Source organism: Streptomyces sp. NPDC090083 (genome assembly GCF_044747445.1).
Classification (GTDB): domain Bacteria; phylum Actinomycetota; class Actinomycetes; order Streptomycetales; family Streptomycetaceae; genus Streptomyces.
On sequence record NZ_JBIVED010000021.1, the window covers coordinates 33,548 to 57,488 of the forward strand.

Sequence of the window (23,941 nt, forward strand, 5' to 3'; positions counted from 1 at the left end):
CCCTCTAGGCGGCGTCCGGTTGCTCCTGCGGCACCGCCAGCGAGGCCAGCGCCGTCGACACGGCGTGGGACGCGCTCAGGTCGAGGCGGGCGCTGGTGCCCCGCGCGCGGTGCCGCATCTCGTCGGCGGCCAGCCTCAGGAGTTGGGGCAGCAGGTCGGTGCAGCGGCGTGCGACCCACCCGGTGCCCGCGGTCGCCAGCCACAGCAGGCTGGCCGACCTGGTGGGGACGGGGAACTCGGGCTCGGGCGACGGCGCGGCCCCCGAGGCCGCACCCTCCTCGGTGAGCAACGCGTGGAAGCGCAGGGCCAGTTGACGGTGCCCGCGCTCACTGGGGTGCAGCCGGTCCGCGCTCCAGATCTCGCGGCCCATGATCCAGTCGCCTTCCGCCGCGTGCAGATGCACCGCCCCGTAGCGCTCGGAGAGGGCGTGCACGACGGCGTTGACGGCACGCTGGCGGCGGGCGAGCGGGCGGGCCAGCGCGCCCGGGAGGCCGAGCATCGCGCCCGGGTCGGGCAGACAGGCCGTGAGCAGGACCGCGCCCCGCGCCGTGAAGGCGGCGTAGACCTCGTCGAGGCGGGCGGCGACGGCCTGGATGTCGAAGGTGCAGCGCAGGGTGTCGTTGACGCCTATGACGACGGACACGATGTCCGGGTCCAGGGCGAGCCCGGCCGGGGTCTGCCGTTCCAGGACGTCCCGGGTCTGTGCCCCGCTGACCGCCAGGTTCGTGAACTCCACGGACCCTTCCGGCTGTTCGGCGAGACCGCCGGCGAGCAGCGCGGCCCAACCGCGCCATGCCTCGCCGACGGGATCGCCCACGCCCTCGGTGAGCGAGTCACCGAGGGCGACGAAACGGACCGTTCTCATGCCACGCCTCCGGGCACGTACCGCCGAACCGGAACGTCCGCGTCGTGCGCGGACAGGAACGCGTCGACCGCCGTGTGCCAGCCGAAACACTCGGCACGCGCGCGTGCGGTCTCGCGGCGCTCCGCCTCGGAGCGTTCGAGGAGCATGTCGACGGCGTCCGCGAAGGCCTGTCCGTTGTCCGCGGCCGTGGCGCCCGCGGAGCCGATGACCTCGGGCAGTGCGGACGAGGCGCTGGCCACCACGGGCGTGCCGCAGGCCATGGCCTCCAGCGCGGCGAGCCCGAAGGTCTCGGCGGGACCGGGCGCCAGGCACACGTCGGCGGAGGCCTGGAGCGCGCCGAGCAGCCGCCGGTCGGAGACGTGCCCGAGGAAGGTGACCGGAAGCCTCCGCTCCCGCGCCCGCTGTTCGAGCCGGGCCCGCAGCGGCCCGTCCCCGGCGACCACCAGCACGGCCCGCCGTCCGCGCCGAACCAGCGCCTCCAGGGCGTCGAGTGCCGTGCCGGGCTTCTTCTCCACGGAGAGCCTGGTGCACGTCACCAGCAGGACCTGGTCCCCGCGCGCGTACTCTGCGCGCACCAGCGGGTCCCGCAGCGCCGGGGTGCGCCCCGCCAGGTCGACGCCCAGTGGAGCCCGGACGACGTTGCGGGCGCCGATGCGGACGAACTCCCGCTCGGCGAACTCGGTGGTGCACACCACGCGCGCGTAGGTGTGGGCGGTACGGACGTTGAGGGCGTCGGCGGTACGCCGGGACATGTTCTCGGACAGGCCCCAGGTGCGCAGGACGCCGTCGGCGGTCTCGTGGGACACCATCACGGCGGGGACGCGGGCCCGTCTGGCCCATTTGCCGGTCCAGCGCAGGGTCGTACGGTCGGAGACCTCCAGGCGGTCGGGGGCGAGGTGTTCCAGGAGGCCGGCGACGCGCCGCTTGTCGGTGAGGACGCGGTAGCCGCCGGTGCCGGGCAGCAGCGGTCCCGGCAGGGTGATGACCCGGCCCTGCTCGGTCTCGCGGTCGGTGTGGCGCTCGCCGGGCACGATGAGGACCGGGTCGTGCCCGGCCTCCTTGAAGCCCTTGCCCAGCTCGCGCAGGGCGGTGCGCAGCCCCCCGGAGGAGGGGGCCACGAAGTTGGCGAGCCGGACGATGCGCAGGGAGGCGGTGTTCATGCCGCCACCGCCGTCCTGCGCCCGGCGAGGACGTCGCCGTAGTGCGCGATCAGCTGGTCGCCGACGGCCGCCCAGGTGCGGCCCTCGACCATGGCCCGCGCGGCGGTGCCGTACGCGGCCCGCAGTGCGGGATCGGCGGCCAGGGTCCGCACGGCGTCCGTGACGGCGGCCTCGTCGCGCGGCGGGAAGAGGAACCCGGTGCGCCCGTGGGCGACCAGGTCCAGCGGGCCGCCGGCGGCGGGCGCGACGACGGGGACGCCGCTGGCCATGGCTTCCTGGACGGTCTGACAGAAGGTCTCAAAAGGTCCGGTGTGCACGAATATGTCCAACGAGGCGAAGATACGGGCGAGCTCGTCACCTGTACGCCGGCCGAGGAAGACCGCGCCCGGGAGCGCCTCGTCGAGGTGCGGGCGGCTGGGCCCGTCGCCGACGACCACGACCCGGACACCCTGGAGACCGCAGGTCCCGGCGAGGAGTTCGATCTGCTTCTCGGGGGCGAGCCGGCCGACGTAGCCGACGAGCAGTTCGCCGTTCGGGGCGAGTTCGCGGCGCAGCGCCTCGTCCCGGTACTCGGGGCGGAAACGCTCGGTGTCGACGCCGCGCGGCCACAGCCGGACCCGGGGCACGCCGTGCGCCTCCAGGTCGCCCAGGGCGGCGCTGGAGGGCGCGAGGGTGCGGTCGGCGGCGGCGTGCACGGAACGGATGCGCCGCCAGGCGGTGGCCTCGCCCGCGCCGACGTACGTACGGGCGTATCCGGCCAGGTCGGTCTGGTAGACGGCCACGGCGGGGATGCCGAGCCGCGCGGCGGCGGCCATGCCGCGGACGCCGAGGATGAACGGGCTGGCCAGGTGCACGATGTCGGCGCGGTGCTCGGTGATGGCCGCGGCGACGCGTCGGCTGGGGAGGGCGACACGGACCTGGGGGTAGCCCGGGAGCGGTAGGGAGGGGACACGGATGACGGGGCACGGCGACTGGGCGTCGGGCCCGCTACCGGCCGAGGTGGCCGGCGCGACGACGAGCGGATGATGACCGCGATCCACGAGGTGCCGGGCGGTCTGGAGCGCGCAGTGGGCCACGCCGTTCACATCGGGGGGAAAGGATTCGGTCACGATGACGACACGCATACCCGTGTTGTCGCCGCACTGGACGTGGCCGCGTCAACGTGGATCTATGCGAACGGTGAACGTCCCATGAGCGTTGCGCTGCGCACCCGAGCAGGTCAAACGGCGTCCATGCCCGTCTGACCCGCGGGTCATCCCATGTTCACACTGCGGGGGCGTCCGGCCCGATCCGGCTGCGTACGGCCGTCTGGACCTCCGCTTCCTCGGCCGGGTCGGCGGCGAGTCTGCGGAGCTGTTCCACGACGCGGGCGTCGCCGGTCTCGGCGTGCCGCGCGGCGATCTCGCGGGTGGTCTCCTCGCAGTCCCAGAGGCACTCGACGGCGAATCCGGCGGCGTAGGAGGGGTCGGTGGCGGCCAGTGCCCGGGCGGCCCGGCCGCGGAGATGGGACGAGGCGGTCTCGCGGTACACATGGCGCAGAACGGGTGCCGCGCAGGCGATGCCGAGGCGTCCGGCGCCGTCGACGAGGGTCCACAGGGTGGGGGCGTCGGGCCCTTCGCCCATGACGGCCTCCCTGAGGGCGCCGAGCACGAGGTCGCTGTCCTGGGCCCCGCCCCGGCAGGCGAGCATCCGGCCGGCGGCGGCGCCGAGCGGGTCCGGGCGGCGGGCCCAGCCGCGGGCCCGGTCGACGGCGGCGACGGAGCGCATCCGTTCGAAGGCGTCGACGGCGGCTTCCACGACGGGTGCCGAGCCGGTGGCCACCGCGCGTTCGATCAGCTGGAGGGCCTCGGGATCGTTGCCGTCGGCGAGGTACCTCAGGGCGGTGCAGCGGGCTCCCTCGTCGCCGTCCTTGGCGGCCTCGACGATCTCGGGCCGGTCCTCGGGGCCTGCCACGGCGGTGAGGCAGCGGGCGGCGGGGACGTGCAGCGCGGCGCCGCGTTCGAGGCCCTGCTGGGCCCATTCGAACACCGCTCGGACGCTCCACCCCGGACGGGGCCCGGTAGGTCGCATCTGGCGTTGCCAGCGGTCGAAGCAGCCGGCTTCCTGGGCGGCACGCACGCGCGTGGCGATCGCTTCGCGGGAGTCCTCGGCCCACAGCCGCCAGGGCCGGGGTTCGAAGGCGTCGCGCACGGTGGTGACGAGTTCGGCCTCGCCCTCGGGGTCGGCCGGGAAACGCGCCAGCACGGGGGCGGCGAGGGCGCGCAGGCCCGCGTCGTCGTCCCGGAGCGCCAGCTCGTCCAGGGCCCAGGCCCAGTTGCTGCCGGAGGCCGCGTACCTGCGCAGCAGGTCGAGCGCGTCCCGGCGGCCGTAGGAGGCGAGGTGCCCGAGGACGGCGAGCGCGAGGCCGGTGCGGGACTCCTCGGTGTCGAGGAAGTCCTCGGCGTCGAAGAGGTGGGCCTTCACGGCGTCCAGGTCGCCGTTCAGGTCGAGGTACAGACGGGCGTAGTACAGGGAGCGGTTCTCCACCTGCCAGTCGTGGCGGGGGTCGCGCAGCACACAGTGGTTCAGTGCCGCGAGTGCCTCGGCACGGGGTGCGGTGAGCGCGTGCAGTGTGCCGTCGCCGCGGCCCCGCTGAAGCAGGCCGAGCAGCGTACCGCTGGGCGCTATGACCGGATCGAACATGGGAAACAGCCTCACATCAAGCGTCGACGCAACCGGGGGACGTGCACTACCTGGCCGCGTGACAACACGTCGGGGCGCCCGCCGTTTCCTGCTTGCTGTAGACCATTTTCCTCTGCCTCTCGTTGGTGGCCCATGCGGGCCGCAACTACGGCCCGCGCGGTGCGGCAACACCTGCCCAGCCATCGCGTCCGTAAATCACGACGTCATGATGACCCGGCGGTTCTCGATGCCGCGACCGAAATTTCGGGCGGCCCCGTGCTGCCTTCCCCCGTTTTCCCCCGTTTTCCTTGTCGTACCTGGTCAGAAGGCCCGTTCTCGCCGCCGACGGGCCGTGTGTCAGTGCGCGCCGAACAGCTCCAGCAGCTCGGCCTTGCCGAACATCCGGGCCGTGTCGACGGCCGACGGGGTGCCCGCGGCCGGATCGGCACCGGCCTCCAGGAGCACCTCGATGACCTCTTGCTCACCCTTGAAGACGGCCCCGGCGAGCGGGGTCTGCCCCCGGTCGTTGATCCGATCGGCCTCGGCCCCCCGGGTCAGCAGGGCCCGTACCGCGTCGGCGTGCCCGTGATAGGCCGCGAGCATCACCAGGGAGTCGCCGCGGTCGTTCGTGAGGTTGGCCGGAACGCCCGCGTCCACATAGGCGACCAGCGCCTCGGTCCCGCCCTGGCGGGCCAGGTCGAAGATCTTGGTCGCGAACTCCACGACCTCGGGGTCGGGGGCTTCACTCATCGGCCTGACCGCCTCTCACTAGTACGGGTGAATCGCCAGCGTACTGGCTCGGCGGACACATGACCGGCGCTCTCCGCGGCAAAGATCACCGACGGGCCCGGCACGGGTGAAACCCCTGCTCAGAGGGCCCGAATGCGCTCCACCATCCGAGGGAAATCCGCCGAAATTCACCCAGTTGCACCTTTTATCGTATGGATACATCCTGTGATCCTGGAAGAACTCATGGTGACTGTCCCCACGAACCAGGAGAGCTCAAATGATCCTGTCCATGTCAGGCGTCGTCCTTCTCGGCATCATCGTCTTCCTCTTCTTCAAGAAGGACGGACTCAAGGCCTCCCACGCCCTGGTGGCCGCACTCTTCGGCTTCTACATGGCCAGCACGGCCATCGCGCCGAGCATCAAGGCCGGCGGCGAGAGCCTGGCGAGCCTCCTCGGCGGCATCAAGTTCTGACACACCCACCCGTACGCACCTTCAGGAGACAGCAGTGGCCCGGCGCCCCCTCCCCCGCATCCTGAGCAACGGCACCGCCCAGATCGCCCGGAGCCGGGAGCTGGCCCGGACGGCGGCCGACAGCGCCACCGATGTCCTCCATCCGCTGATCACGATCACCAAGGGTCTGCGCCGGCTGGCATCCGCCGGACGGCGCAGATGGGCCGACACCCCGAAGGACAAGCGCGGGCCGCTGTTCTTCCTGGTGGCCTCGGTGATCCTGGTCGTGGCACTGGTTCCGTACGGCCCGCTGCTCGCCGCCATCACCCTGATGGCGGCGGCGGCATGGCACGGCCGGGACCGCACACAGCCGGCGCCCGAAGGGCCCGACGAGTCCCAGACCCAGCGCCTGCAGTCCCTCTACGAGGCGCTGGTCCCCTACTTCTCGGCCGCCGAGGACCCGGCGCCCCTGTTCGCCCACGGCGGCGACTGGGAGAAGGCGTTCCCTGCCTACGAGTTCGACGGAGCGGGCCGGATCTCCCATCTGGTCGTCCGCTATCCGGCGTACTTCACCGACGGCGAGGCCGACTCCCGCGCGCGGATCGAGCAGCTGCTCACCGCGAAGTCGGGCCGAGGCCGGGAGTACCGGTTCGCGTGGGACGAGGAGGGCAACCAGCTCACGATCGGTGTGCTCGCCCCGCTCCCCACCGACATCGCCGCCCAGCGCTTCGTCACCGCCCCCGGGGAGACCGTCCTCGGCTTCACCGACCCGTCCCAGGTCCAGCGCACCCTCCCCCTCACCCACGGCGAGGAACAGCGCGACGTCCCGCCGGTCGTCTGGCGCACCGGCATCCGCTCCACCGAGCCGAACCTGCTGGTCATGGGCCAGCCAGGCAGCGGCACCTCCACCCTGCTGCGCTCGATCGCCCTCCAGGCGCTCCAGTACGGCGACGTGCTGATCGTCGAGGGCGGCGGCACCGGCGAGTACGCGTGCCTCACCGGCCGGGACGGCGTCCTCGCGGTCGAGTGCGGACTGACCGGCGCGCTGGCCAGCCTGGAGTGGGCCGCGCAGGAGACCGAGCGCCGGCTGATCTCGGCCAACCGCGCCCGCCAGTCGGGCCAGCCGGCACCGGACGACACCAGGCGCCCCCTGTGGATCCTCCTGGACCGCCCGAGCGCCTTCGCCCACCTCGCCCAGGCAGACGGCCACCAGGACCCGCAGTCCCTGCTCCAGGTCCCCCTGCGGCACGGCCGCGCGGCCAACGTGACGGTCGTGGTGGCCGAGCAGTTCGACAGCGCGGACACCCTCAGCGACGCCGTACGGCAGCACACACGCGCGCGTGTCGTCCTCGGCCCGGCCACCGCCGGCCAGCTGGAGGCGGTGCTCGGTGCTCCCCCGCACACCACACCGGTCGCGCAGGTGCCCCCGGGCCGCGGCTACGCCCGCCTGGGCGGCGGCCCGGTCCACCGGCTCCAGGTGCCGGCGACCCCGGACCCCTACGACGACGCGACGAACGACGCGCACCGCCAGGCCGTCCTGGCCCTGCTCCCGCCGCGCACGACACCGGCGGACGCCGAGGAGACGGTGGCGACGGAAGCGGTGGTGGAGGCCGCCGTGGCGGAGACTTCGTAGCAGCCCGGTGCCAGCGCGGGCGGCCGGGAGTCGCCCGCCCGCACCGGGACCGGGTGCCCGGAGATCCGGCTACGCCACGAACGTGCGCGGCGAATCGCCGCCCCCGGTGACGCCGTTCTCCACCAGCCGGGCCGCCGCGGCCAGTCGTACGGCGGCCTCCTCGGCCACCGCGCCGCCGACGGTGAACGGCAGCCGCACATAGCCCTCGAAGGCGCCGTCGACGCCGAAGCGCGGCCCGGACGGGACCCGGAGCCCCACCCGCTCCCCCATCTCCGCGAGCCGTGAGCCCGACAGTCCGCCGGTGCGCACCCAGAGCGTGAGCCCGCCCCTGGGGACCTCGAACTCCCAGTCGGGCAGCTGCTGCCGCAGGGCGCCGACCAGCGCGTCCCGGTTCTCCCGGGCCTGGGCGCGCCGGATGTCCACGGCCTGGGCCCAACCACCGGTGCTGAACAGCCAGTTGACGGCGAGCTGTTCCAGTACGGGGGTGCCGAGGTCGGCGTAGGCGCGGGCGGCGACCAGGCTGCGGATGATGTCGGGGGCCGCCCGGACCCAGCCGATGCGCATGCCCGCCCAGAAGGCCTTGCTGGCGGAGCCGACGGTGATCACCGTGGAGCCGGCCGGGTCGAAGCCGCAGACGGGCCTGGGCATGTCGACGCCCTCGTCGAGCCACAGCTCGGTCATCGTCTCGTCGGCGACGAGCACGGTGCCCGCCGAGCGGGCCGCGTCGACGAGCTGACGCCGCTGGTCGTCGTCGGCGAGGGCGCCGGTCGGGTTGTGGAAGTCGGCGACGACGTACGCGAGCCGGGGCGCCGCGTCCCGCAGCACCTGCCGCCAGCGGTCCATGTCCCAGCCGGAGAGCCCGTCCGCCATCGCCACGGGCACCAGCCGGGCGCCCGCCTCGCGCATCAGCTGGAGGATGTTGGCGTAGGACGGCGACTCGACGGCGACGCGCTCGCCGCGCCCGGCGAAGAGATGGCAGATGGCGTCGATGGCGCCCATCGCGCCGGTCGTGACCATGATCTGCTCGGGCATCGTCGGGATCCCGCGCAGGGTGTACCGCTCGGCGATCATCGCGCGCAGCGCGGGCAGCCCGGCCGGGTAGTCGCCGTGCGTGTGGGCGTACGGCGGCAGCTCCTCCAGGGCGCCCTGCACGGCCCGGGTGAGCCACGGCTCGGGCGCGGGCAGCGAGGCGCAGCCCAGGTCGATCACCGAACCGAGCGCCTCCGGGGGCAACGGTTCCAGCCCGCGCGCGGGGAGCGGGTTTCCGGCCGGTACGGCGGTCCAGCTCCCGGCTCCGCGCCGGGACTCCAGGAACCCTTCGGCGCGCAGCGCCTCGTAGGCGGCGGCGACGGTGGTGCGGCTGACGGAGAGGGCGAGGGCCAGTTCCCGTTCGGCGGGCAGCCGGGCGGCCACCGGGACGCGGCCCTCCAGCACGAGCAGCCGGATGCCGTCGGCGAGCGCCCGGTAGGCGGGCGGGCGGCGGGTACCGGGCCCGGCCGGGCGGTCCTGCTGGGAGTTGAGCAGCCGGGCCAGCTGCGCGGCGCCCATCGCCGAGGTCCACTGAGCCATGGAAACCAGTCCACCTTCCCGGAATTGGCCATGGATGGCCTGCGTTCTCAAGCCACAGAGTGACATGCGTCAGGCCACTACCACCACCAGGGGGCACCCTTTGTCCACGCGGAACCGTCTCGGGCGACGGTTGGTCCAGCTCTACGTCGGACTCGCGCTCTACGGCGCCAGTTCGGCGCTCCTGGTGGCCTCGGGCCTGGGCCTGGAGCCCTGGAACGTGCTGCACCAGGGTCTCGCCGAACTCACCGGCCTGACGATCGGCGTCGTCTCGATCATCGTGGGCGCGGCGGTGCTGCTCCTGTGGATCCCGCTGCGCCAGCGACCGGGCCTGGGCACGGTCTCCAACGTGTTCGTGGTCGGCCTGGCCATGGACGGCACACTCGCGCTGCTGCCCGACGCGCACGGCCTGGCCGTACGGATTCCGCTGCTGCTGGCGGGCATCGTCCTCAACGGGGCGGCCACCGGCCTCTACATATCCGCGCGCTTCGGACCGGGCCCGCGCGACGGGCTGATGACCGGGCTGCACCGGCGCACCGGCCGGTCCATCCGGCTGATGCGGACGGCGATCGAGGTCGCGGTGGTGGCCACCGGCTTCGCGCTCGGCGGCACCGTCGGCGTCGGCACCCTCCTGTACGCCCTGGCGATAGGCCCCCTCGCCCAGCTGTTCCTGCGTGTGTTCGCCGCCCGGCCGGCATCCGACGGCAGCACGGTCGTAGCCACCGGGTCACCGGAACGGGCCATACTGCCCGGGTGACCACGCTCATACGTCATCCCTACCTCGACCACCCCGGCCCGATCCCCTTCGCCCACCGGGGCGGCGCGGCGGACGGCCTGGAGAACACCGTGTTCCAGTTCCGCCGCGCGGTGGAGATGGGCTACCGGTACATCGAGACCGACGTCCACGCCACGGCGGACGGGAAGCTCGTCGCCTTCCACGACGAGACCCTGGACCGGGTCACCGACGGCGCCGGGCGGATCGCGGACCTGTTCTGGTCGGACGTGAGCCACGCGCGCGTGGCGGGCAGGGAACCGGTGCCCCTCTTCGAGGAGTTGCTGGAGACCTTCCCCGAGGTGCGCTGGAACGTCGACATCAAGGCGGAGCCCGCGCTGCGCCCCCTCCTGGACCTCCTGGAGCGCACCGACGCCTGGAACCGCGTCCTCGTCGGCTCCTTCTCCGAGAAGCGCGTGGTCCGCGCCCAGCACCTGGCCGGGCCGCGCCTGGCCACGTCGTTCGGCACGCGCGGGGTGCTGAATCTGCGGCTGCGGTCCTGGGGCGCGCCTCTTCCGGTGCGCCGCTCGGCCCTCGCCGCCCAGGTGCCCGAGGAGCAGTCGGGCGTCCCGGTGGTCGACCGGAGCTTCGTGCGGGCCGCACACGCGCGTGGAGTGCAGGTCCACGTCTGGACCATCAACGAGGCCGATCGCATGCACCGGCTTCTGGACCTGGGCGTCGATGGCATCATGACCGATCACATCGACACACTGCGCGACGTCATGGTGGAGCGGGGCGTCTGGACCTGAGCCGCGGGTCGACGCGCTCACGGGGAAGCGAGGCACGGGTGGGTACCGACACCCTGCGGTCACAGCCGGCCGACGAGGCCGCCGAACGGCGGCGCGAACAGCGCGGCTGGTACTTCTACGACTGGGCCTGCTCCGTCTACTCGACGAGCGTGCTCACCGTGTTCCTGGGCCCCTACCTGACCTCGGTCGCGAAGTCGGCGGCGGACCCCGACGGGTTCGTGCATCCCCTGGGGATACCGGTCCGGGCGGGCTCCTTCTTCGCCTACACGGTCTCCGTGTCGGTCATCGTGTCCATCCTGGTCATGCCCCTGGCGGGCGCGGCGGCCGACCGCACGGGCCGCAAGAAGCCCCTCCTGGCGCTGGCCGCCTACGTGGGCGCGACCGCCACCACGGGCCTCTTCTTCCTGGACGGCGACCGGTACCTTCTCGGCGGCTTCCTGCTGGTCGTCGCCAACTCGTCGGTGGCCGTCTCGATGGTCGTGTACAACTCCTACCTCCCGCAGATCGCCCCTCCGGAGGAGCGCGACGCGGTCTCCTCACGAGGCTGGGCCTTCGGCTACGCGGCGGGCTCCCTGGTCCTCGTCCTGAACCTGGTCCTGTTCACCGCCCACGACTCCTTCGGCCTCTCCGAGTCGATGGCCGTCCGCATCTGTCTCGCGTCGGCGGGCATCTGGTGGGGCGCCTTCACCCTCGTACCGCTGAAACGGCTGCGCGACCGCGGCCGTGCGCCGTCCGGGGCACCCACGGCGCAGGGCTGGCGGCAGCTCGCGGCGACCGTCCGGGACATGCGCGGCAAACCGCTCACGCTGTCCTTCCTCTTCGCCTATCTGGTCTACAACGACGGCATCCAGACGGTGATCTCCCAGGCGTCCGTCTACGGCTCCGAGGAGCTGGGCCTGAGCCAGTCCACGCTCATCACGGCCGTCCTGATGGTCCAGGTGCTCGCGGTGGCGGGCGCGCTCGGCATGGGGCGACTCGCCCGGACGTACGGGGCCAAGCGGACGATTCTCGGCTCGCTGATCGCGTGGACGCTAACGCTGGCCGCCGGGTACTTCCTGCCCGCCGGCGCGCCCGTCTGGTTCTTCGTGCTGGCCGCCGGCATCGGCCTCGTCCTGGGCGGCAGCCAGGCGCTGTCCCGGTCCCTGTTCTCCCATCTGGTGCCGCCGGGGAAAGAGGCCGAGTACTTCTCCGCGTACGAGATGAGCGATCGGGGCATGAGCTGGCTGGGACCCCTGCTGTTCGGGGTGACCTACCAGCTGACCGGAAGTTATCGGGACGCGATCATCTCCCTGGTGGTCTTCTTCGTGGTGGGATTCGTGCTGCTCGCGCGGGTACCCGTGGCGCGGGCGATCAGCGACGCGGGGAATCCTCTGCCCGAGAGGATTTAGCGCTGGAGACGAAAGGGCGGTAGTGTACGCGTTTGGCCTGCATGGCGTACCGTTACTGCGCGTCAAAGATGACGAATCGCTAGGTGACATCTGCTAGTAGATGTGACAAACCGGGCGCTGGTGGGTACAACAAGGGGCGGCTACGACGGCGACGCATGACCCCGTACGGGAATCTTTACCGCCGACCGGACGTTGACCGGATGACGACGACAGCGACACCTGTCCTGTGGGCGACAAGCCCGGGAGGCACGATTCATGAGTGAGCGAGCTCTTCGCGGCACGCGCCTCGTGGTGACCAGCTACGAGACGGACCGCGGTATCGACCTGGCACCCCGCCAGGCCGTGGAGTACGCATGCGAGAAGGGACATCGCTTTGAGATGCCCTTCTCGGTCGAGGCGGAGATCCCGCCGGAGTGGGAGTGCAAGGTCTGCGGGGCCCAGGCACTCCTGGTCGACGGCGACGGCCCTGAGGAAAAGAAGGCCAAGCCCGCGCGTACCCACTGGGACATGCTGATGGAGCGGCGCACCCGCGAGGAACTCGAAGAGGTCCTCGAGGAGCGACTTGCCGTTCTCCGTTCCGGCGCGATGAACATCGCGGTTCACCCGAGGGACAGCCGCAAGTCGGCCTAGTCCTGACGGTCCGGAGCGGTTCTACCGCACAAGGCACCAAGCGAATGAGCCCGGGCGCCGTACGAATCCGTACGGCGCCCGGGCTTTTGCCTGCCCCGGACCGGGTCAGCGGGTGAGCGGCGGGCGCGGGCCCTGCGAGGCCTCGTCGCCGGGCTCGTCCCGGATGACCTCGCCCTGGACGACCTTGCCGTCCGGACGGTGCATACGAGCCTGCTGGAAGGCGTCTCCGAGGGTTCCGGGGGTGGCCCTGCCGAGCTTCCGCTCGACCACGCGCTCCGCGTAGCGCGCCAGCGCCTTCCGGACCGGCGGGACGAGCAGGAGCAGACCGGCCGCGTCGGAGATCAGGCCCGGGATCATCAGCAGCAGGCCGCCCAGCATCATCAGGCCGCTGCCACCGCCGGCGGCCGGCGCGATGCCCTGCTGCACGGCCTGGCTCAGGTTCTGGAAGGCCCGGCGGCCCGCCCGCTTGATCACCACGGCACCGGCCACGAACCCGGCGAGCAGCAGCAGGAAGACCGTGAGACCGCTCGACGCGCCCGCGACCACGGTCAGCAGCCAGATCTCCAGCACCAGCCACAGGGCGATGCCCAACGGCAGGAACGTACGCAGCCGGGAACGCGGAGGCCGGGCGGCGGAGGAAGGAGTGGGTGCGCCAGTCGTCATACGTCCAGTGTGCCTGGGCCCGGCTCAGGGCGGGATAAGCGGACGATCAACGAGACCTGTGAGGTCGCGGGGCTACGGCTGTGAGGGCTTCCCTCCGGGGTTGGCACGGCCGCGGAGTCTGCCGACGCGCTCGCCCACGCCCCAGGTCGTGACCCGCCACAGGGCCTCGACAAGGATGTCGCGGCTCATCTTGGAGTCGCCGAGTTCGCGCTCCACGAAGGTGATGGGGACCTCGACGACGTGGTAGCCGGCCTTGACGGCGCGGCGGGCCAGGTCCACCTGGAAGCAGTAGCCCTGGGAGGCCACGTCCGCCAGGCCGAGGCCTTCGAGGGTCTCGCGGCGGAAGGCGCGGTAGCCGCCGGTGATGTCGCGCAGCGGCAGATCGAGGGCCACGCGCGAGTAGAGGCTGCCGCCGCGGGAGATGAACTCACGGGACTTGGGCCAGTTCACCACCCGGCCGCCGGGCACCCAGCGGGAGCCGAGCACCAGGTCCGCGCCCTTGAGCGCGGTGAGCAGCCGGGGCAGCTCCTCGGGCTGGTGGGAGCCGTCGGCGTCCATCTCGATGAGGACGCCGTAGCCGTTGTCGATGCCCCAGCGGAAGCCCGCGAGGTACGCGGCGCCGAGACCTTCCTTGCCCTTGCGGTGCAGCACCTGGACCTGTTCGTCCTCGGCCGCCAGCTCGTCGGCAAGCTTGCCGGTGCCGTCGGGGCTGTTGTCGTCGGCCACGAGGACATGAGCCTCGGGGACCGACTGCCGCACCCGACCGACGATGGACTTGATGTTCTCCGCCTCGTTGTAGGTCGGGATGATCACCAAGGCCGTGCCGAGCGGGCCGAACTTCCGCCCCTGGGCCTGTGCCGCGAGGGCTCCGTCGCCGTCGTTCACTGCTGCCCCTTCATGTCCGTACGCAGGCGTCCACCATAGTGGCCCACACCTGAGATGACGTGCCAGGTCGTTCGTACGGCGGTGTCGATTCGACAAGAACGGGGTAAGACTGCCCGTTTGGGCAGCCGCCTGCTGCGGATGGGGGCCCGGCGCCCTTCGGGCCGACCTGGGACCCGCCGGCTGCGGGTCGACCAAGGCCGTTGTCTACTGGACGTCCGGGCCCCACCCGGGTCACACCAGCCGACCGGCCGGAACGTTCCCTCGCCGTGGCGCGGGCGCTGAGCCTGGCTCCCAGTGACGGTGCCCGGTGCGGCACCGACCCTGACCCAGCGGCGCTCCGACGAGTGCTCGGAGGTTCCCCGGTCGGGCGTCCGGTGGTGGACTCGGACGAACCTACCGGCCCCCTGCGCCCGCCTGTCAACAGTCGTTTGACCTGCTCTTTCCCCCTCAACCGGCTGGTCAGGGCAGAGGATGCGCAGGTCGCGCGACGCGGCGGCGGCCGTGGATCGGGGGCGCGCCACCCCGGGAGATCACTCGCCCGGCCGTACGAACACCGTCCGTCCGCCGACGACCGTACGCAGACACACCGGGAGTTCGCCGCCCGGGGTCAGGTCGGGCAGTCCGGGTGTGCCGGAGCGCGGGTCGGTCGACCAGCGCGCGACCCGGTCGTCGGGCGCCTGCACCACCAGGGCGTCGGTCCGCCAGACGGCGTAGTCGGCGGGCGCGCCCGGGACCAGGACACCCGCGTCGTCCCGCCCCACGGCCCGCCAGCCGCCGCGCGTATGCGCGGTGAACGCGGCCCGGACCGAGACGCGATGTTCAGCCGTCCGGTGGAACGCGGCGGCGCGGACCGTGCCCCACGGGTCGATCGGGGTGACCGGGCTGTCGGAGCCGAAGGCGAGCGGCACCCCGGCCCGCAGCAGGGCGGCGAAGGGGTTCAGGGCCCGCGCGCGCTCCGCGCCGAGCCGCTGCGCGTACATCCCGTCCTCGCCGCCCCACAGCGCGTCGAAGGCGGGCTGCACGGAGGCCGTCAGCCCCAGCTCGGCGAAGGCGGCGATCGTCTCCGGGGTGAGCATCTCGGCATGCTCGACGCGGTGCCGGGCGGCACGGACGCGCGGCAGGCCCACCTTCTCGGCGGCGGCCCTGATTCCCTCGACCACCGTAGTCACGGCGGCGTCCCCGATGGCGTGGAAGCCCGCCTGGAGCCCCGCCTCGGTACAGGCGACGACATGCGCGGCGACGGCGTCCACGTCGAGGTAGGCGATGCCCCCGTGCCCGGCGTCGGCGTACGGCTGCTCCAGACACGCGGTGTGCGACCCGAGCGCCCCGTCCACGAAGAGGTCCCCGGCGGCTCCCACGGCGCCCAGTTCCCGCGCCTTCTCCACGTCCTGCTCGGCCCAGTAGCCGACGACACGCGGGCCCGGCTCCTCGGCGGCGAGCCGCAGCAGGCTCGTGAAGTCGTCCTCGGAGGAGATGTCGGGGCCCGCGCACTCGTGGACCGAGCCGACCCCCAGGGAGGCCGCGCGGGCGAGGGCGGCGCGCTGGGCCCCGACGCGCTGGGCGGGGGTGATGGCGGCGAGCGCGGTGGAGCGGACGGCGTGGTGGGCGTCGGCGGTGAGGGGGCCCTCGGGTGCGTCGAGGCCGGGGACGAGGTCGAGCAGGGCCGAGGTGACGACCGCGGAGTGGACGTCGATGCGGGAGAGGTAGAGCGGACGTCCGCCGGTCGCCGTGTCGAGTTCGGCGCGGGTCGGCGGCCGGCCCCCGGGCCAGCGGGCGGCGTCCCAGCCGTGGCCGAGCAGGACGCGGTCGGCGGGGCGGGCGGCGGCGAAGTCCCGGACCAGGGTGAGGGCCGCCTCCAGGGACGGCGCGTCGGACAGGTCGAGGCCGGTGAGCGCGAGGCCGGTGGCCGTGGTGTGGACGTGTGCGTCGGTGAACGCCGGGGTGACCAGGCCGCCGTCGAGGTCGACGACCTCGTCGACCCCGTCCGCGAACGCGTCGGCGGCGCCCTCGGAGCCGACCCAGGCGACCTGGCCGCGCTCGACGACCATCGCGGTCGCGAAGGGATCGGCGGGACTGTGGACTTCGCCGCGGCGGAGCAGGACGGTCGACGGCTCGGGGGTGCGCTCACTCATGGGGAACAGTCTCGCGCCTCACCGGCACCGGCCCGCACCCAGGTCGGTCAGATGCGTGGCGGACGCGCCTCGTACGGCGTCGACAGCACCACCGTGGTCCGGGTCGAGACGCCCGCCTGGCCGCGCAGCCTGGCCAGCAGTTCCTCCAGTTCGTGCGGGGTGGCGACCCGCACCTTGAGGATGTAGTTCTCGTCGCCCGCGACGCTGTGGCAGGCCTCGATCTCGGGGACGTCGGAGAGCCGGTCCGCGATGTCGTCCGGGGCGCTGGGGTCGAACGGTTTCACCGAGATGAAGGCGGTCATGGGCAGCCCCACCGCCTCCGGGTCGACGACCGCGGCGTACCCGCGGATGACGCCCCGCTGCTCCAGCCGGCGCACCCGCTGGTGCACGGCCGACGTGGACAGGCCCGTGGCCTTGCCCAGGTCTGTGTAGCTCATCCGCCCGTCCTTGACGAGCAGCTGCACGATTTGTCGGTCCAGCTCCTCCATGACGCAAGAACCTACAGTGCGTCTGATCTCCACCGATACCTCAGCGGCGCAGGTCATACCCGGTTCGTGATGTGGCCGCGGGCGACCGGTGAGGCGGCTGGGGACAAAACCACCGCACCGGGCACCTCCGGGCGGCATGTGACGAACGCCACAGGTCTCGGGCGGTCTCCGTGATGGTCTCGTGATTACCGCGGAGACCGGACGGGAAGTGCTTGCTGTGGTCGAGGCCGCAGCGCCTTCACGGCCCAGCCCAGTAGGGGGAGAAACCCATGCAGAGTCTCAAGCGCCCTGGACGCACCGCGCCCAAGCGGCCGCAACTCGTCGTCGAGCCCGAGCCGGAGGGCGTCGAAGCCGACGGCTTCGACTCCGACGACCTCGATGTGTACGACACCTTCGAGATGTACCGGGTGATCTGCCCGGACTGCGTGCAGCCCATCGCGCTCCTCGCCGACGAGGAGGTCCTGCCGGAGCACGCGCTGTGCGCCTCGCCGTGGAACCCGTTCGGGCTGACGGTCTGCGCCGGTACGGGCCGCGAGGCGGCCGACGCCCGCTCCGCCGACGAGTCCGCGGCACTCCAGGAGCAGGACACCGCCCTGCTGTTGACGCTCCCTCAGGGCCTCGACTGGCGGACGCAGCCCTTCTCGCACGTCGGCGGTCCCAGCTCGCGCCCGATGCGCGTGCCGGACCTGCGCCGCGCCGCCTGAGCGCGCTCGCTCAACCCCAGTAGCTGCCCTGCACCATGGCGCGCAGACTGCCGTGGTGCAGGATCAGTGTGTCCGGGTCCGCCGGGACGGCCACCTCGCCGAAGTGCACCTGCCGATAGGCGATACGGAGCATCACGATCGCGTGCCGCAGCGCCGCGTACAGGGTGTAGAACTCCATGTCGCGCGGGGTGTGGCCGGTGAGTTCGGCGTACCGCGCCTCGACCCGGTCCCGGCGGAGGAACTCCGGCAGCCCCGGCTGGCCGAAGGCGACCGTCAGGTCCTGGAAGAAGCGGTGCAGGTAGACGGTCCAGCCGAGGTCCACCTCGCGCGGGGCCAGGGCCGCCATCTCCCAGTCGAGGACGGCGACGGGGTCGAACCCGTCGTAGACGACGTTCCCGATGCGCGCGTCGCCCCAGTTGAGGACCGGTTCGCCGGGGTCGGCGGGCCAGAGGTCCGTCAGCCGGTCGAAGGCGCTCTCGATGAGGGGCGAGCGGGCGACACCGTCAACCACCCACGCGTAGTACGCCCGTTGGGATGCCACGTGACGTGCCAGGGCGTCGCCGTCACCCGGAAGGGTGAGGAACTCGGCCTCGGGCAGCGGGACTTGGTCATGCAGGCGGGCGATGAGGGCAACCGAGACCTCCTCCAGGTGCGCTCGCTCCGCGTCGGTCGCCGCGTGCAGCCAATTGCCCTCGTACGTATAGGGCATGACGTCCGGCGGCACCCGCCCCTCGGCACGCTCCATGACGAAGAACGGCGCGCCGAGCGGGCCCGGGTCCTCCTCCAGCCAGCGCACTCCGGGGACCGGCAGATCGGTGCGGTCGGCGACCAGGCGCATGGTGCGGTACTGGCGCGGGATGTCGTAGACCGGGAAGACGGTGTACGCCGCCGGGTCGGCCGCGAGTCTCAACGCGCAGGCGCGGAGCGGCGGTTCGCGGTGTTCGATGTCGAACAGCAGGGTCTCGCTGGACATGCCGTTCGACGCGGGCACCCTGACGTCGACGGCCCGGGCGCCGGACAACCGGGTGTCGAGCCAGGCGGTGAGCCGGTGGGCGAGTTCCTCGGGGTCGCGGGTGGTGGTGCGGGGGCGGGGTGCTGTCGCCATGCCGTCTCACCTCCCCTACGGAGCAACCGAGTCGAAGCCGGTGAAGCCGCTCGGGTCGTGGCGGCCGAAGGAGCCGTGCTCGAAGATGCCGTGGCCGACCTGGCCGTCGAGCCGGAAGCGGGCCGCGTGGTCGGTGACGCCGTAGGCGGCCAGGGGCGCGGGGTGGGCGAGGTCGTAGGTGCGGCTGTCGGTCCAGGCCCGGCCGCGCCAGGTGCCGTGCTGCCAGTCGTCGGCGGGTGGGTAGCCGGCGCCGATAGCCAGCGGTGAGGAGGTCAGGATCTCGACGTCGAGTTCCTGCGGCTTGCGGGTGTCGCCCAGGTGGATGACGGCGCGCTCGGGGTGACGGGTGCCGGGGCGGTAGGCGATCTCGGCCTGGGGCCAGCCGAGTTGGCGGTCGCGGTGGCCGGGGCGGACGACGGTCGCGTCGTTCAGGGTGCGGTAGCCGTCGGCGTCCTCCTGGACGACGACCATGAGGAAGCGGTCCTCGAAGCGGACCGGGCACCAGATCCAGTGGAAGCCCTCGGTCGGGTGGTCCTCGGCGAGCCGGCCGCCCTCCTCGCCGGGGATCGGCCGCACGCCCCAGCTCCGGTCCCGGGTCCCGGTCCAGCCGCCCGGGGTGACCCGGAACTCCTCGCCGCCGGCGTGGATCACGCCCTCCACTCCGCCCGCCTGGACGAAGCGGCGCCCTTCGAGGGTGAGCCGGTCGCCGCGGTGCTGGACGTGGTGGGGTTCCCAGAGGGCGGGGAACTCGGCGGTCCAAGTGAGGTCGTAGGAGAGGGTGTTGTCCTCGCAGCGCAGGCGGAGTCGGTGCAGGGGTTCCTCGACCTCGATGCGCAGCGGGCCGACGGAGAGCGTCATGCGGTCGTCACCGAGGGCGTCCGAGGCGCGGACCGCGTGGAGGGTGTCGCCGGTGCGGAGGGTGGCGTAGGCGTCGATCACCCCGACGTTGGGGTAGACGCCGAGGCCGAGGATGAGCAGGGCGCGGCCCTCGTGGTCGAGGACGTGGAAGATGCAGCGGTCGTAGGCGTTCCGGTCGCCGGTCGCTACGTGCTTCATCGACAGGGGCACCTGATGCACGGGGTACTCGTCGAGGGGCACGGGACGGTCGTCTGCCACGGCTAACCTCCCCTGGGGACAGTGGAGGTGACGGTACGTCAGGTTTCGTGCGGTAGCCAGACCCGGGAGCCGTACGCCGGTGAACGCACGCTCGATTACAGGCACCGGTGACCTGTCAACGCGCCTTTACGTTGCCTTGGTATGACCGTCACCTATGCGCCGACCGGACATCAGCGCCGTAGCTACGCCCCCGTACCGGAAGAATCGGTTCCGCCCCCGCCGCCGCAGCTCCAGGACCCTCCCATCTACCGCGATCTCATGCGGAGTTGGGCCGACCGGGGCCGCACCCTGCCGGGGCGTCACGACCCGGAGTGGGCGCGGCTCGCGGCGGCGCCGACGCGGTCCGCCCGGTGGATCAGGGCGGAGGAGGTCAACGGCGCGTGAGCGGCGGCGGGGCCTCCCCTGCGGGAAGCCCGGGAACCGCGACCGCCGCGGCTCCGGGCGGGCCTCCGGCGTCAGCCGGCCCGGTGGGCCTCCGGACCTGCCAGATGACGGGCGATGACCATCCGCTGGATCTGGTTCGTGCCCTCGACGATCTGCAGGACCTTGGCCTCGCGCATGAAGCGCTCGACCGGGAAGTCCGCGGTGTAGCCGTAGCCGCCGAGGACCTGGACGGCGTCGACGGTGGCCTTCATCGCGGTGTCGGTGCAGTGGAGTTTGGCCATGGCCGCCTGCTTGGCGAACGGGCGGCCCGCGTCGCGCAGCCGGGCCGCCGCGAGGTAGAGGGCGCGGCCCGCCTCGATCTGGGTGGCCATGTCGGCGAGCATGAAGCGCAGGCCCTGGAAGTCGGAGATCGGGCGGCCGAACTGCTGCCTGCCGGTCGCGTAGGCCAGCGCCTCGTCGAGTGCCGCCTGCGCCAGGCCGATCGCGCAGGCCGCGATGCCGAGACGGCCGGAGTCCAGCGCGGACAGGGCGATGGCGAAGCCCTGGCCCTCCTCGCCGATACGGCGCTCGTCGGGGACCCGGACGCCGTCGAAGTGGACCTGGGCGGTGGGCGATCCCTTCATGCCCATCTTCTTCTCCGGCACCGCGCCGCTGAGGCCGGCCGCGTCGCCCGGCACCAGGAAGGCGCTGATCCCGCGCGGGCCGTCCTCGCCGGTGCGGGCCATGACCGTGTAGAAGTCGGCGATGCCGCCGTGCGTGATCCAGGCCTTGGTGCCGTCGATCACCCACTCCTCGCCGTCCCGTACGGCCTTGGTGCGCAGGGAGGCCGCGTCGGAGCCGGAGGACGGTTCGGACAGGCAGTACGCGCCGAGCAGGCCGCCGCCGAGCATCGCGGGGAGGTGCTCGACCTGCTGCTGCTTGGTGCCGTAGTTGGCCAGTGCGTGGCAGGACAGCGAGTGCACGCTGACGCCGAGGCCGACGGTGAGGCGGGCCGCCGCGAGTTCTTCGAGGACCTGGAGGTAGACCTCGTACGGCTGGTCGCCGCCGCCGTACTCCGCGTCGTACGGGAGGCCGAGCAGTCCCGACCGGGAGAGCAGGGCGAAGGTCTCGCGCGGGAAGTGTCCGGCGTCCTCTTCCTCGGCCGCTCTCGGGGCAATCTCTCGCTGCGCGATGTCGCGGGCCAGCGAGATCAGATCCCGGGCCTCGTCCGTGGGCAGTTGCCGGTCCACCGGCTGCGGGGCGCGGTCGGGCATGGCGACGCTCTCCTCCCTGTCGGGCACAGCGGCGGGCGTCGCCTTGGGTCGAGGCGGCTCCGCCGGGTATCGCGCGGGTACGGCCGCTGCTCCCGCTTCCGGGTCTCGGAAGCGGCTGACCAGCGGCTCTGCGCTGTGAGTATGCCCGATCGGAGGTCTCGCGTCACCAGTTAACGACCGCTCACTTCAAGAATAACCCGGTCGTCCGGAACAGGGCGGGAGCGCCGGTTCAGCCGTCCCGGCGGGCGGGCTTCGGCGCCGGGTACGCGGGGTCCAGTTCCTCGATGGCGCGCAGGGTGCCGCCGAGCGTCTTCACGAGGATCTCGCGCATGGTGTCGCGGGAGAGGTCGGAGGTGCTGATCCATTCCAGGGTCGCGCCCTCGACGCTGCACACCCAGCCGAAGAGCGCCATGCGCGCGATCCGGGAGATGTCGGCGCCGCCGTAGGCCCCGTCGGCGATGGTCGCGACGATCGCCGCGCGCACGCCGTCGCGGATCGCGTGCACCTCGGTGTCGAAGCCGACGCCGCCGCTCACGATGGTGCGGTACGCGGCCTGGTTGTGCTCGGCCCAGCGCAGATAGCTGTCCATCGTCCGCTGGACGCGGTCGAGTTGGGGCAGTTCGAGACCGCTCGCCGCGAAGGTCACCAGGTCGACGACCGAGTCGTTGATGATCGCCAGGTAGTAGCCGCGCTTGGACTGGAAGTAGTAGTAGATCAGCCCTTTGGCGACATGGGCCTGCCGTGCGATGTCGTCCATGGACAGCGCGTCGTAGGACGTGTCGGCGAACAACTTCCGGCCAATGGCGATGAGTTCGGCGCGGCGCGCCAGGGAGCGCTCGGTACCGCGCGCCCGGGGACGTCCGACGTCACGCTGTTCGCTGATTTCCAATTTCGACTCTGGCTCTCCAACTGGGCTGGGTCAACCGCAGTATGGCAGGTCGCGTATGGATCAGGTCACAGCAGGCCGATTTGGGTCACGAGCATCGCGATCACCACGACGAGGGTCCAGCCCATGACGTGCTCGGCGATCTTCGGGCCGTCGCTCCCGGGGCCGCCGGTGCGGGTACGGGTGCGGGCTGCGCTGGCTGAGTGTGCGGTCATGGTGGCTCGCAGAGGTCGGATGTGCGGTGGACTCCCCCGTTTCGTCCACCTTGCCATCCCTGTGGGCTTCTGTGCCGGAGACCTTGGTCACAGGGCCTCGGTCTCCGGCACGGGATCAGCGGACGCCCACCGCCGCGAGGGCCTTGCGCTGCCGGGCGGTCGGCTCCGCCGGGAAGTAGAGGTAGCAGACGCCGCCGGTGCCGGAGGAGACGTTGCCGGACGCGTTGTACCGCTTGGTCCGCAGCCAGATGTTCTCCCACTCGCGCCGCTTGTAGACGCGGCGGACGGCCGGATCGGTGGGCGAGTTGGGATCGTTGGCGATCACGTCCCCGTCCGCCGTGAACCCGATCACGGTCATCAGGTGGCCGGAGGTGCCGTAGCCCGCGCCGGTCAGCTCGGTGGCCAGGAACGACTGGGACGTTATGGCCGGGATGCCGGCCGCGATCAGCGTCTCCAGGTCGCCGAGCGAGCCGAGCCGGGTGACCACGCCCTGGAGGCCCTTGTACGTCGCGGCGTAGGCGGCGTTGAACGGCCAGTTGCCGCAGCCCTCGTACTGGTAGTCGTAGGTGAAGCGGGCCGCGTTGCAGACCTGCGGGTCGGCGAACGCCGGGTCCACCCAGGCGAGTTGCTCCGGAGTGAGCCGGCCGCCCCAGTACTCGATGATCATCTGCGAGGAGGTGGGACTGCACCAGGCCTCGCCGCCGTTGTCGTACTCGGGGTACTGGCCGACGTGGAGCTCCTGCGAGTAGCGCGGGACGATCAGCTCCTGCGCGAGCCCCGGGGTCGAGGCCGGGACGGTGAAGCGGTCCGGGATGTCCGAGCCCATCGCGCCGAGCCGCCACACCACGGGAGTGAGCCTGGTGCCGGGCTTGCGGTAGAGGGTCAGGCGGAGCCGGTACGACGTGAGGCGCAGCCCCGTCGTCGCGTCGTCGATCGAGAAGGTGTCGGTCCAGATCGTGGACTTGCCGTCGGTCTGGCCGTCGACGGAGGTCCGCCTGATGTCCTCGTCGCCGGCCGCCCAGCGGCCCATCACGTACCAGGGCGTCTCCGTGCCGTCCGAGTACGTGCCGTGCAGCTCGACCTGGATCCAGGTGCCGGCCGGGGTGTGCGCGTTCCAGGACGCGATGGCCTCCGTCGCCGGGACGGACAGCCTGCGGACGGGGGACGTCCAGGTCGCGTACTCCCAGGCCGCCGTCTTCTGGGTGTGCGGGTCCGTGTAGTCGACGCTGCCGAGGGCGGCGGCGACGGCGAGCCCCGGGCGGGAGCCCGCGACGGCGCGGGTGCCCCGGGCGGTGCCGGCACGCCAGTCGGTGTACGAGGTCCAGGCGTGGTAGTCGACCTGCCGCGACGGCGCGCCGTCGGGGTCGGCGGCGTCGGTGACGCGCGCGGTGGCGGCGGACGCCGGGCCCGCGCCGCTCACCACGGCGGCGGCGACCGCGGCGGCCAGGACGGTTCTGCGGGACGGCTGTTCGGCTCTGCTCATGGGCGGAAGACCCCCGGGTGTTC

24 protein-coding genes are annotated in these 23,941 nt (G+C 72.4%); 8 read left to right on the forward strand and 16 right to left on the reverse strand.

Going from position 1 to position 23,941, the window contains the following annotated elements; translation table 11 throughout:
• Window positions 1–4: 4 nt before the first annotated feature.
• From ACIPTO_RS41760 to ACIPTO_RS41780, 5 genes are all read right to left on the reverse strand, one after another.
• Window positions 5–865 carry an SGNH/GDSL hydrolase family protein gene (locus tag ACIPTO_RS41760; RefSeq protein ID WP_366323304.1) on the reverse strand — a complete coding sequence of 287 codons (861 nt, stop codon included), beginning with the start codon at window positions 863–865 and terminating at the stop codon, window positions 5–7.
• On the reverse strand, window positions 862–2,025 hold the full coding sequence (locus tag ACIPTO_RS41765) for a glycosyltransferase (RefSeq protein WP_366323302.1): 1,164 nt from the start codon (window positions 2,023–2,025) through the stop codon (window positions 862–864). The genes ACIPTO_RS41760 and ACIPTO_RS41765 overlap by 4 nt, the downstream gene beginning before the upstream one ends.
• Entirely contained in the window at window positions 2,022–3,149 is a 1,128-nt protein-coding gene (locus ACIPTO_RS41770; RefSeq protein ID WP_401200859.1) for a glycosyltransferase family 4 protein, read from the reverse strand. The genes ACIPTO_RS41765 and ACIPTO_RS41770 overlap by 4 nt, the downstream gene beginning before the upstream one ends.
• A 139-nt stretch (window positions 3,150–3,288) precedes the next feature.
• Entirely contained in the window at window positions 3,289–4,707 is a 1,419-nt protein-coding gene (locus tag ACIPTO_RS41775) for a HEAT repeat domain-containing protein (protein WP_401200862.1), read from the reverse strand.
• A 336-nt stretch (window positions 4,708–5,043) separates the two neighbouring features.
• A complete protein-coding gene (locus ACIPTO_RS41780) occupies window positions 5,044–5,436 on the reverse strand; it encodes an ankyrin repeat domain-containing protein (protein WP_401200864.1) in 393 nt (130 codons plus the stop codon).
• A gap of 256 nt (window positions 5,437–5,692) precedes the next feature.
• Here ACIPTO_RS41780 and ACIPTO_RS41785 point away from each other — a divergent pair, with 256 nt between their 5' ends.
• Window positions 5,693–5,887 (forward strand): hypothetical protein, encoded by a 195-nt coding sequence (locus ACIPTO_RS41785; protein ID WP_019059657.1) that lies wholly within the window; start codon window positions 5,693–5,695, stop codon window positions 5,885–5,887.
• A gap of 34 nt (window positions 5,888–5,921) precedes the next feature.
• The gene (locus tag ACIPTO_RS41790; protein ID WP_366323294.1) at window positions 5,922–7,499 is read left to right on the forward strand and encodes a hypothetical protein; all 1,578 of its coding nucleotides are present in this window, start codon (window positions 5,922–5,924) and stop codon (window positions 7,497–7,499) included.
• Between the two features lie 69 nt (window positions 7,500–7,568).
• Here ACIPTO_RS41790 and ACIPTO_RS41795 read toward each other — a convergent pair whose 3' ends face one another.
• The gene (locus ACIPTO_RS41795) at window positions 7,569–9,068 is read right to left on the reverse strand and encodes a PLP-dependent aminotransferase family protein (RefSeq protein ID WP_366323292.1); all 1,500 of its coding nucleotides are present in this window, start codon (window positions 9,066–9,068) and stop codon (window positions 7,569–7,571) included.
• 64 nt (window positions 9,069–9,132) lie between these two features.
• Between ACIPTO_RS41795 and ACIPTO_RS41800 the strand changes: the two genes are divergently transcribed.
• The 4 genes from ACIPTO_RS41800 (at window position 9,133) to ACIPTO_RS41815 (ending at window position 12,604) form a co-directional block, all read left to right on the forward strand.
• Window positions 9,133–9,822 (forward strand): YitT family protein, encoded by a 690-nt coding sequence (locus ACIPTO_RS41800; RefSeq protein WP_401200869.1) that lies wholly within the window; start codon window positions 9,133–9,135, stop codon window positions 9,820–9,822.
• Window positions 9,819–10,586, forward strand: coding sequence for a glycerophosphodiester phosphodiesterase (locus tag ACIPTO_RS41805; protein WP_366323288.1), 768 nt, complete (start codon window positions 9,819–9,821; stop codon window positions 10,584–10,586). Before ACIPTO_RS41800 ends, ACIPTO_RS41805 begins: the two co-directional genes overlap by 4 nt.
• Before the next feature lie 38 nt (window positions 10,587–10,624).
• On the forward strand, window positions 10,625–11,974 hold the full coding sequence (locus tag ACIPTO_RS41810; RefSeq protein WP_401200872.1) for an MFS transporter: 1,350 nt from the start codon (window positions 10,625–10,627) through the stop codon (window positions 11,972–11,974).
• A gap of 255 nt (window positions 11,975–12,229) precedes the next feature.
• On the forward strand, window positions 12,230–12,604 hold the full coding sequence (locus ACIPTO_RS41815; RefSeq protein ID WP_003977404.1) for an RNA polymerase-binding protein RbpA: 375 nt from the start codon (window positions 12,230–12,232) through the stop codon (window positions 12,602–12,604).
• Between the two features lie 105 nt (window positions 12,605–12,709).
• Here ACIPTO_RS41815 and fxsA read toward each other — a convergent pair whose 3' ends face one another.
• The 4 genes from fxsA to ACIPTO_RS41835 all read right to left on the reverse strand — a co-directional run bounded on the left by fxsA (window position 12,710) and on the right by ACIPTO_RS41835 (window position 16,772).
• Window positions 12,710–13,267 carry an FxsA family membrane protein gene (fxsA, locus tag ACIPTO_RS41820; RefSeq protein WP_401200875.1) on the reverse strand — a complete coding sequence of 186 codons (558 nt, stop codon included), beginning with the start codon at window positions 13,265–13,267 and terminating at the stop codon, window positions 12,710–12,712.
• A gap of 72 nt (window positions 13,268–13,339) precedes the next feature.
• Window positions 13,340–14,152, reverse strand: coding sequence for a polyprenol monophosphomannose synthase (locus ACIPTO_RS41825; protein WP_366323282.1), 813 nt, complete (start codon window positions 14,150–14,152; stop codon window positions 13,340–13,342).
• 530 nt (window positions 14,153–14,682) lie between these two features.
• Entirely contained in the window at window positions 14,683–16,284 is a 1,602-nt protein-coding gene (locus ACIPTO_RS41830; protein WP_401200878.1) for an amidohydrolase, read from the reverse strand.
• 47 nt (window positions 16,285–16,331) lie between these two features.
• A complete protein-coding gene (locus ACIPTO_RS41835) occupies window positions 16,332–16,772 on the reverse strand; it encodes an Lrp/AsnC family transcriptional regulator (RefSeq protein WP_366323279.1) in 441 nt (146 codons plus the stop codon).
• A 269-nt stretch (window positions 16,773–17,041) separates the two neighbouring features.
• Between ACIPTO_RS41835 and ACIPTO_RS41840 the strand changes: the two genes are divergently transcribed.
• Complete coding sequence (locus tag ACIPTO_RS41840; protein WP_366323277.1) at window positions 17,042–17,476, forward strand: hypothetical protein; 435 nt, start codon at window positions 17,042–17,044, stop codon at window positions 17,474–17,476.
• Between the two features lie 10 nt (window positions 17,477–17,486).
• Here the strand turns inward: ACIPTO_RS41840 and ACIPTO_RS41845 are convergent, their stop codons facing one another.
• Both ACIPTO_RS41845 and ACIPTO_RS41850 read right to left on the reverse strand, forming a co-directional pair.
• The gene (locus tag ACIPTO_RS41845; RefSeq protein WP_401200881.1) at window positions 17,487–18,581 is read right to left on the reverse strand and encodes a phosphotransferase family protein; all 1,095 of its coding nucleotides are present in this window, start codon (window positions 18,579–18,581) and stop codon (window positions 17,487–17,489) included.
• 15 nt (window positions 18,582–18,596) lie between these two features.
• On the reverse strand, window positions 18,597–19,697 hold the full coding sequence (locus ACIPTO_RS41850; RefSeq protein WP_401200884.1) for a hypothetical protein: 1,101 nt from the start codon (window positions 19,695–19,697) through the stop codon (window positions 18,597–18,599).
• Between the two features lie 141 nt (window positions 19,698–19,838).
• Between ACIPTO_RS41850 and ACIPTO_RS41855 the strand changes: the two genes are divergently transcribed.
• Entirely contained in the window at window positions 19,839–20,081 is a 243-nt protein-coding gene (locus ACIPTO_RS41855; RefSeq protein WP_366323271.1) for a hypothetical protein, read from the forward strand.
• Window positions 20,082–20,152: 71 nt separating this feature from the next.
• Here ACIPTO_RS41855 and ACIPTO_RS41860 read toward each other — a convergent pair whose 3' ends face one another.
• The 4 genes from ACIPTO_RS41860 to ACIPTO_RS41875 all read right to left on the reverse strand — a co-directional run bounded on the left by ACIPTO_RS41860 (window position 20,153) and on the right by ACIPTO_RS41875 (window position 23,918).
• On the reverse strand, window positions 20,153–21,334 hold the full coding sequence (locus ACIPTO_RS41860) for an acyl-CoA dehydrogenase family protein (RefSeq protein ID WP_401200887.1): 1,182 nt from the start codon (window positions 21,332–21,334) through the stop codon (window positions 20,153–20,155).
• 229 nt (window positions 21,335–21,563) lie between these two features.
• Window positions 21,564–22,223, reverse strand: coding sequence for a TetR/AcrR family transcriptional regulator (locus ACIPTO_RS41865; protein WP_401200890.1), 660 nt, complete (start codon window positions 22,221–22,223; stop codon window positions 21,564–21,566).
• A 65-nt stretch (window positions 22,224–22,288) separates the two neighbouring features.
• Complete coding sequence (locus ACIPTO_RS41870) at window positions 22,289–22,435, reverse strand: SCO1431 family membrane protein (protein ID WP_366323265.1); 147 nt, start codon at window positions 22,433–22,435, stop codon at window positions 22,289–22,291.
• Window positions 22,436–22,550: 115 nt separating this feature from the next.
• A complete protein-coding gene (locus ACIPTO_RS41875; RefSeq protein WP_401200893.1) occupies window positions 22,551–23,918 on the reverse strand; it encodes a peptidase C39 family protein in 1,368 nt (455 codons plus the stop codon).
• Between the last annotated feature and the right edge of the window lie 23 nt (window positions 23,919–23,941).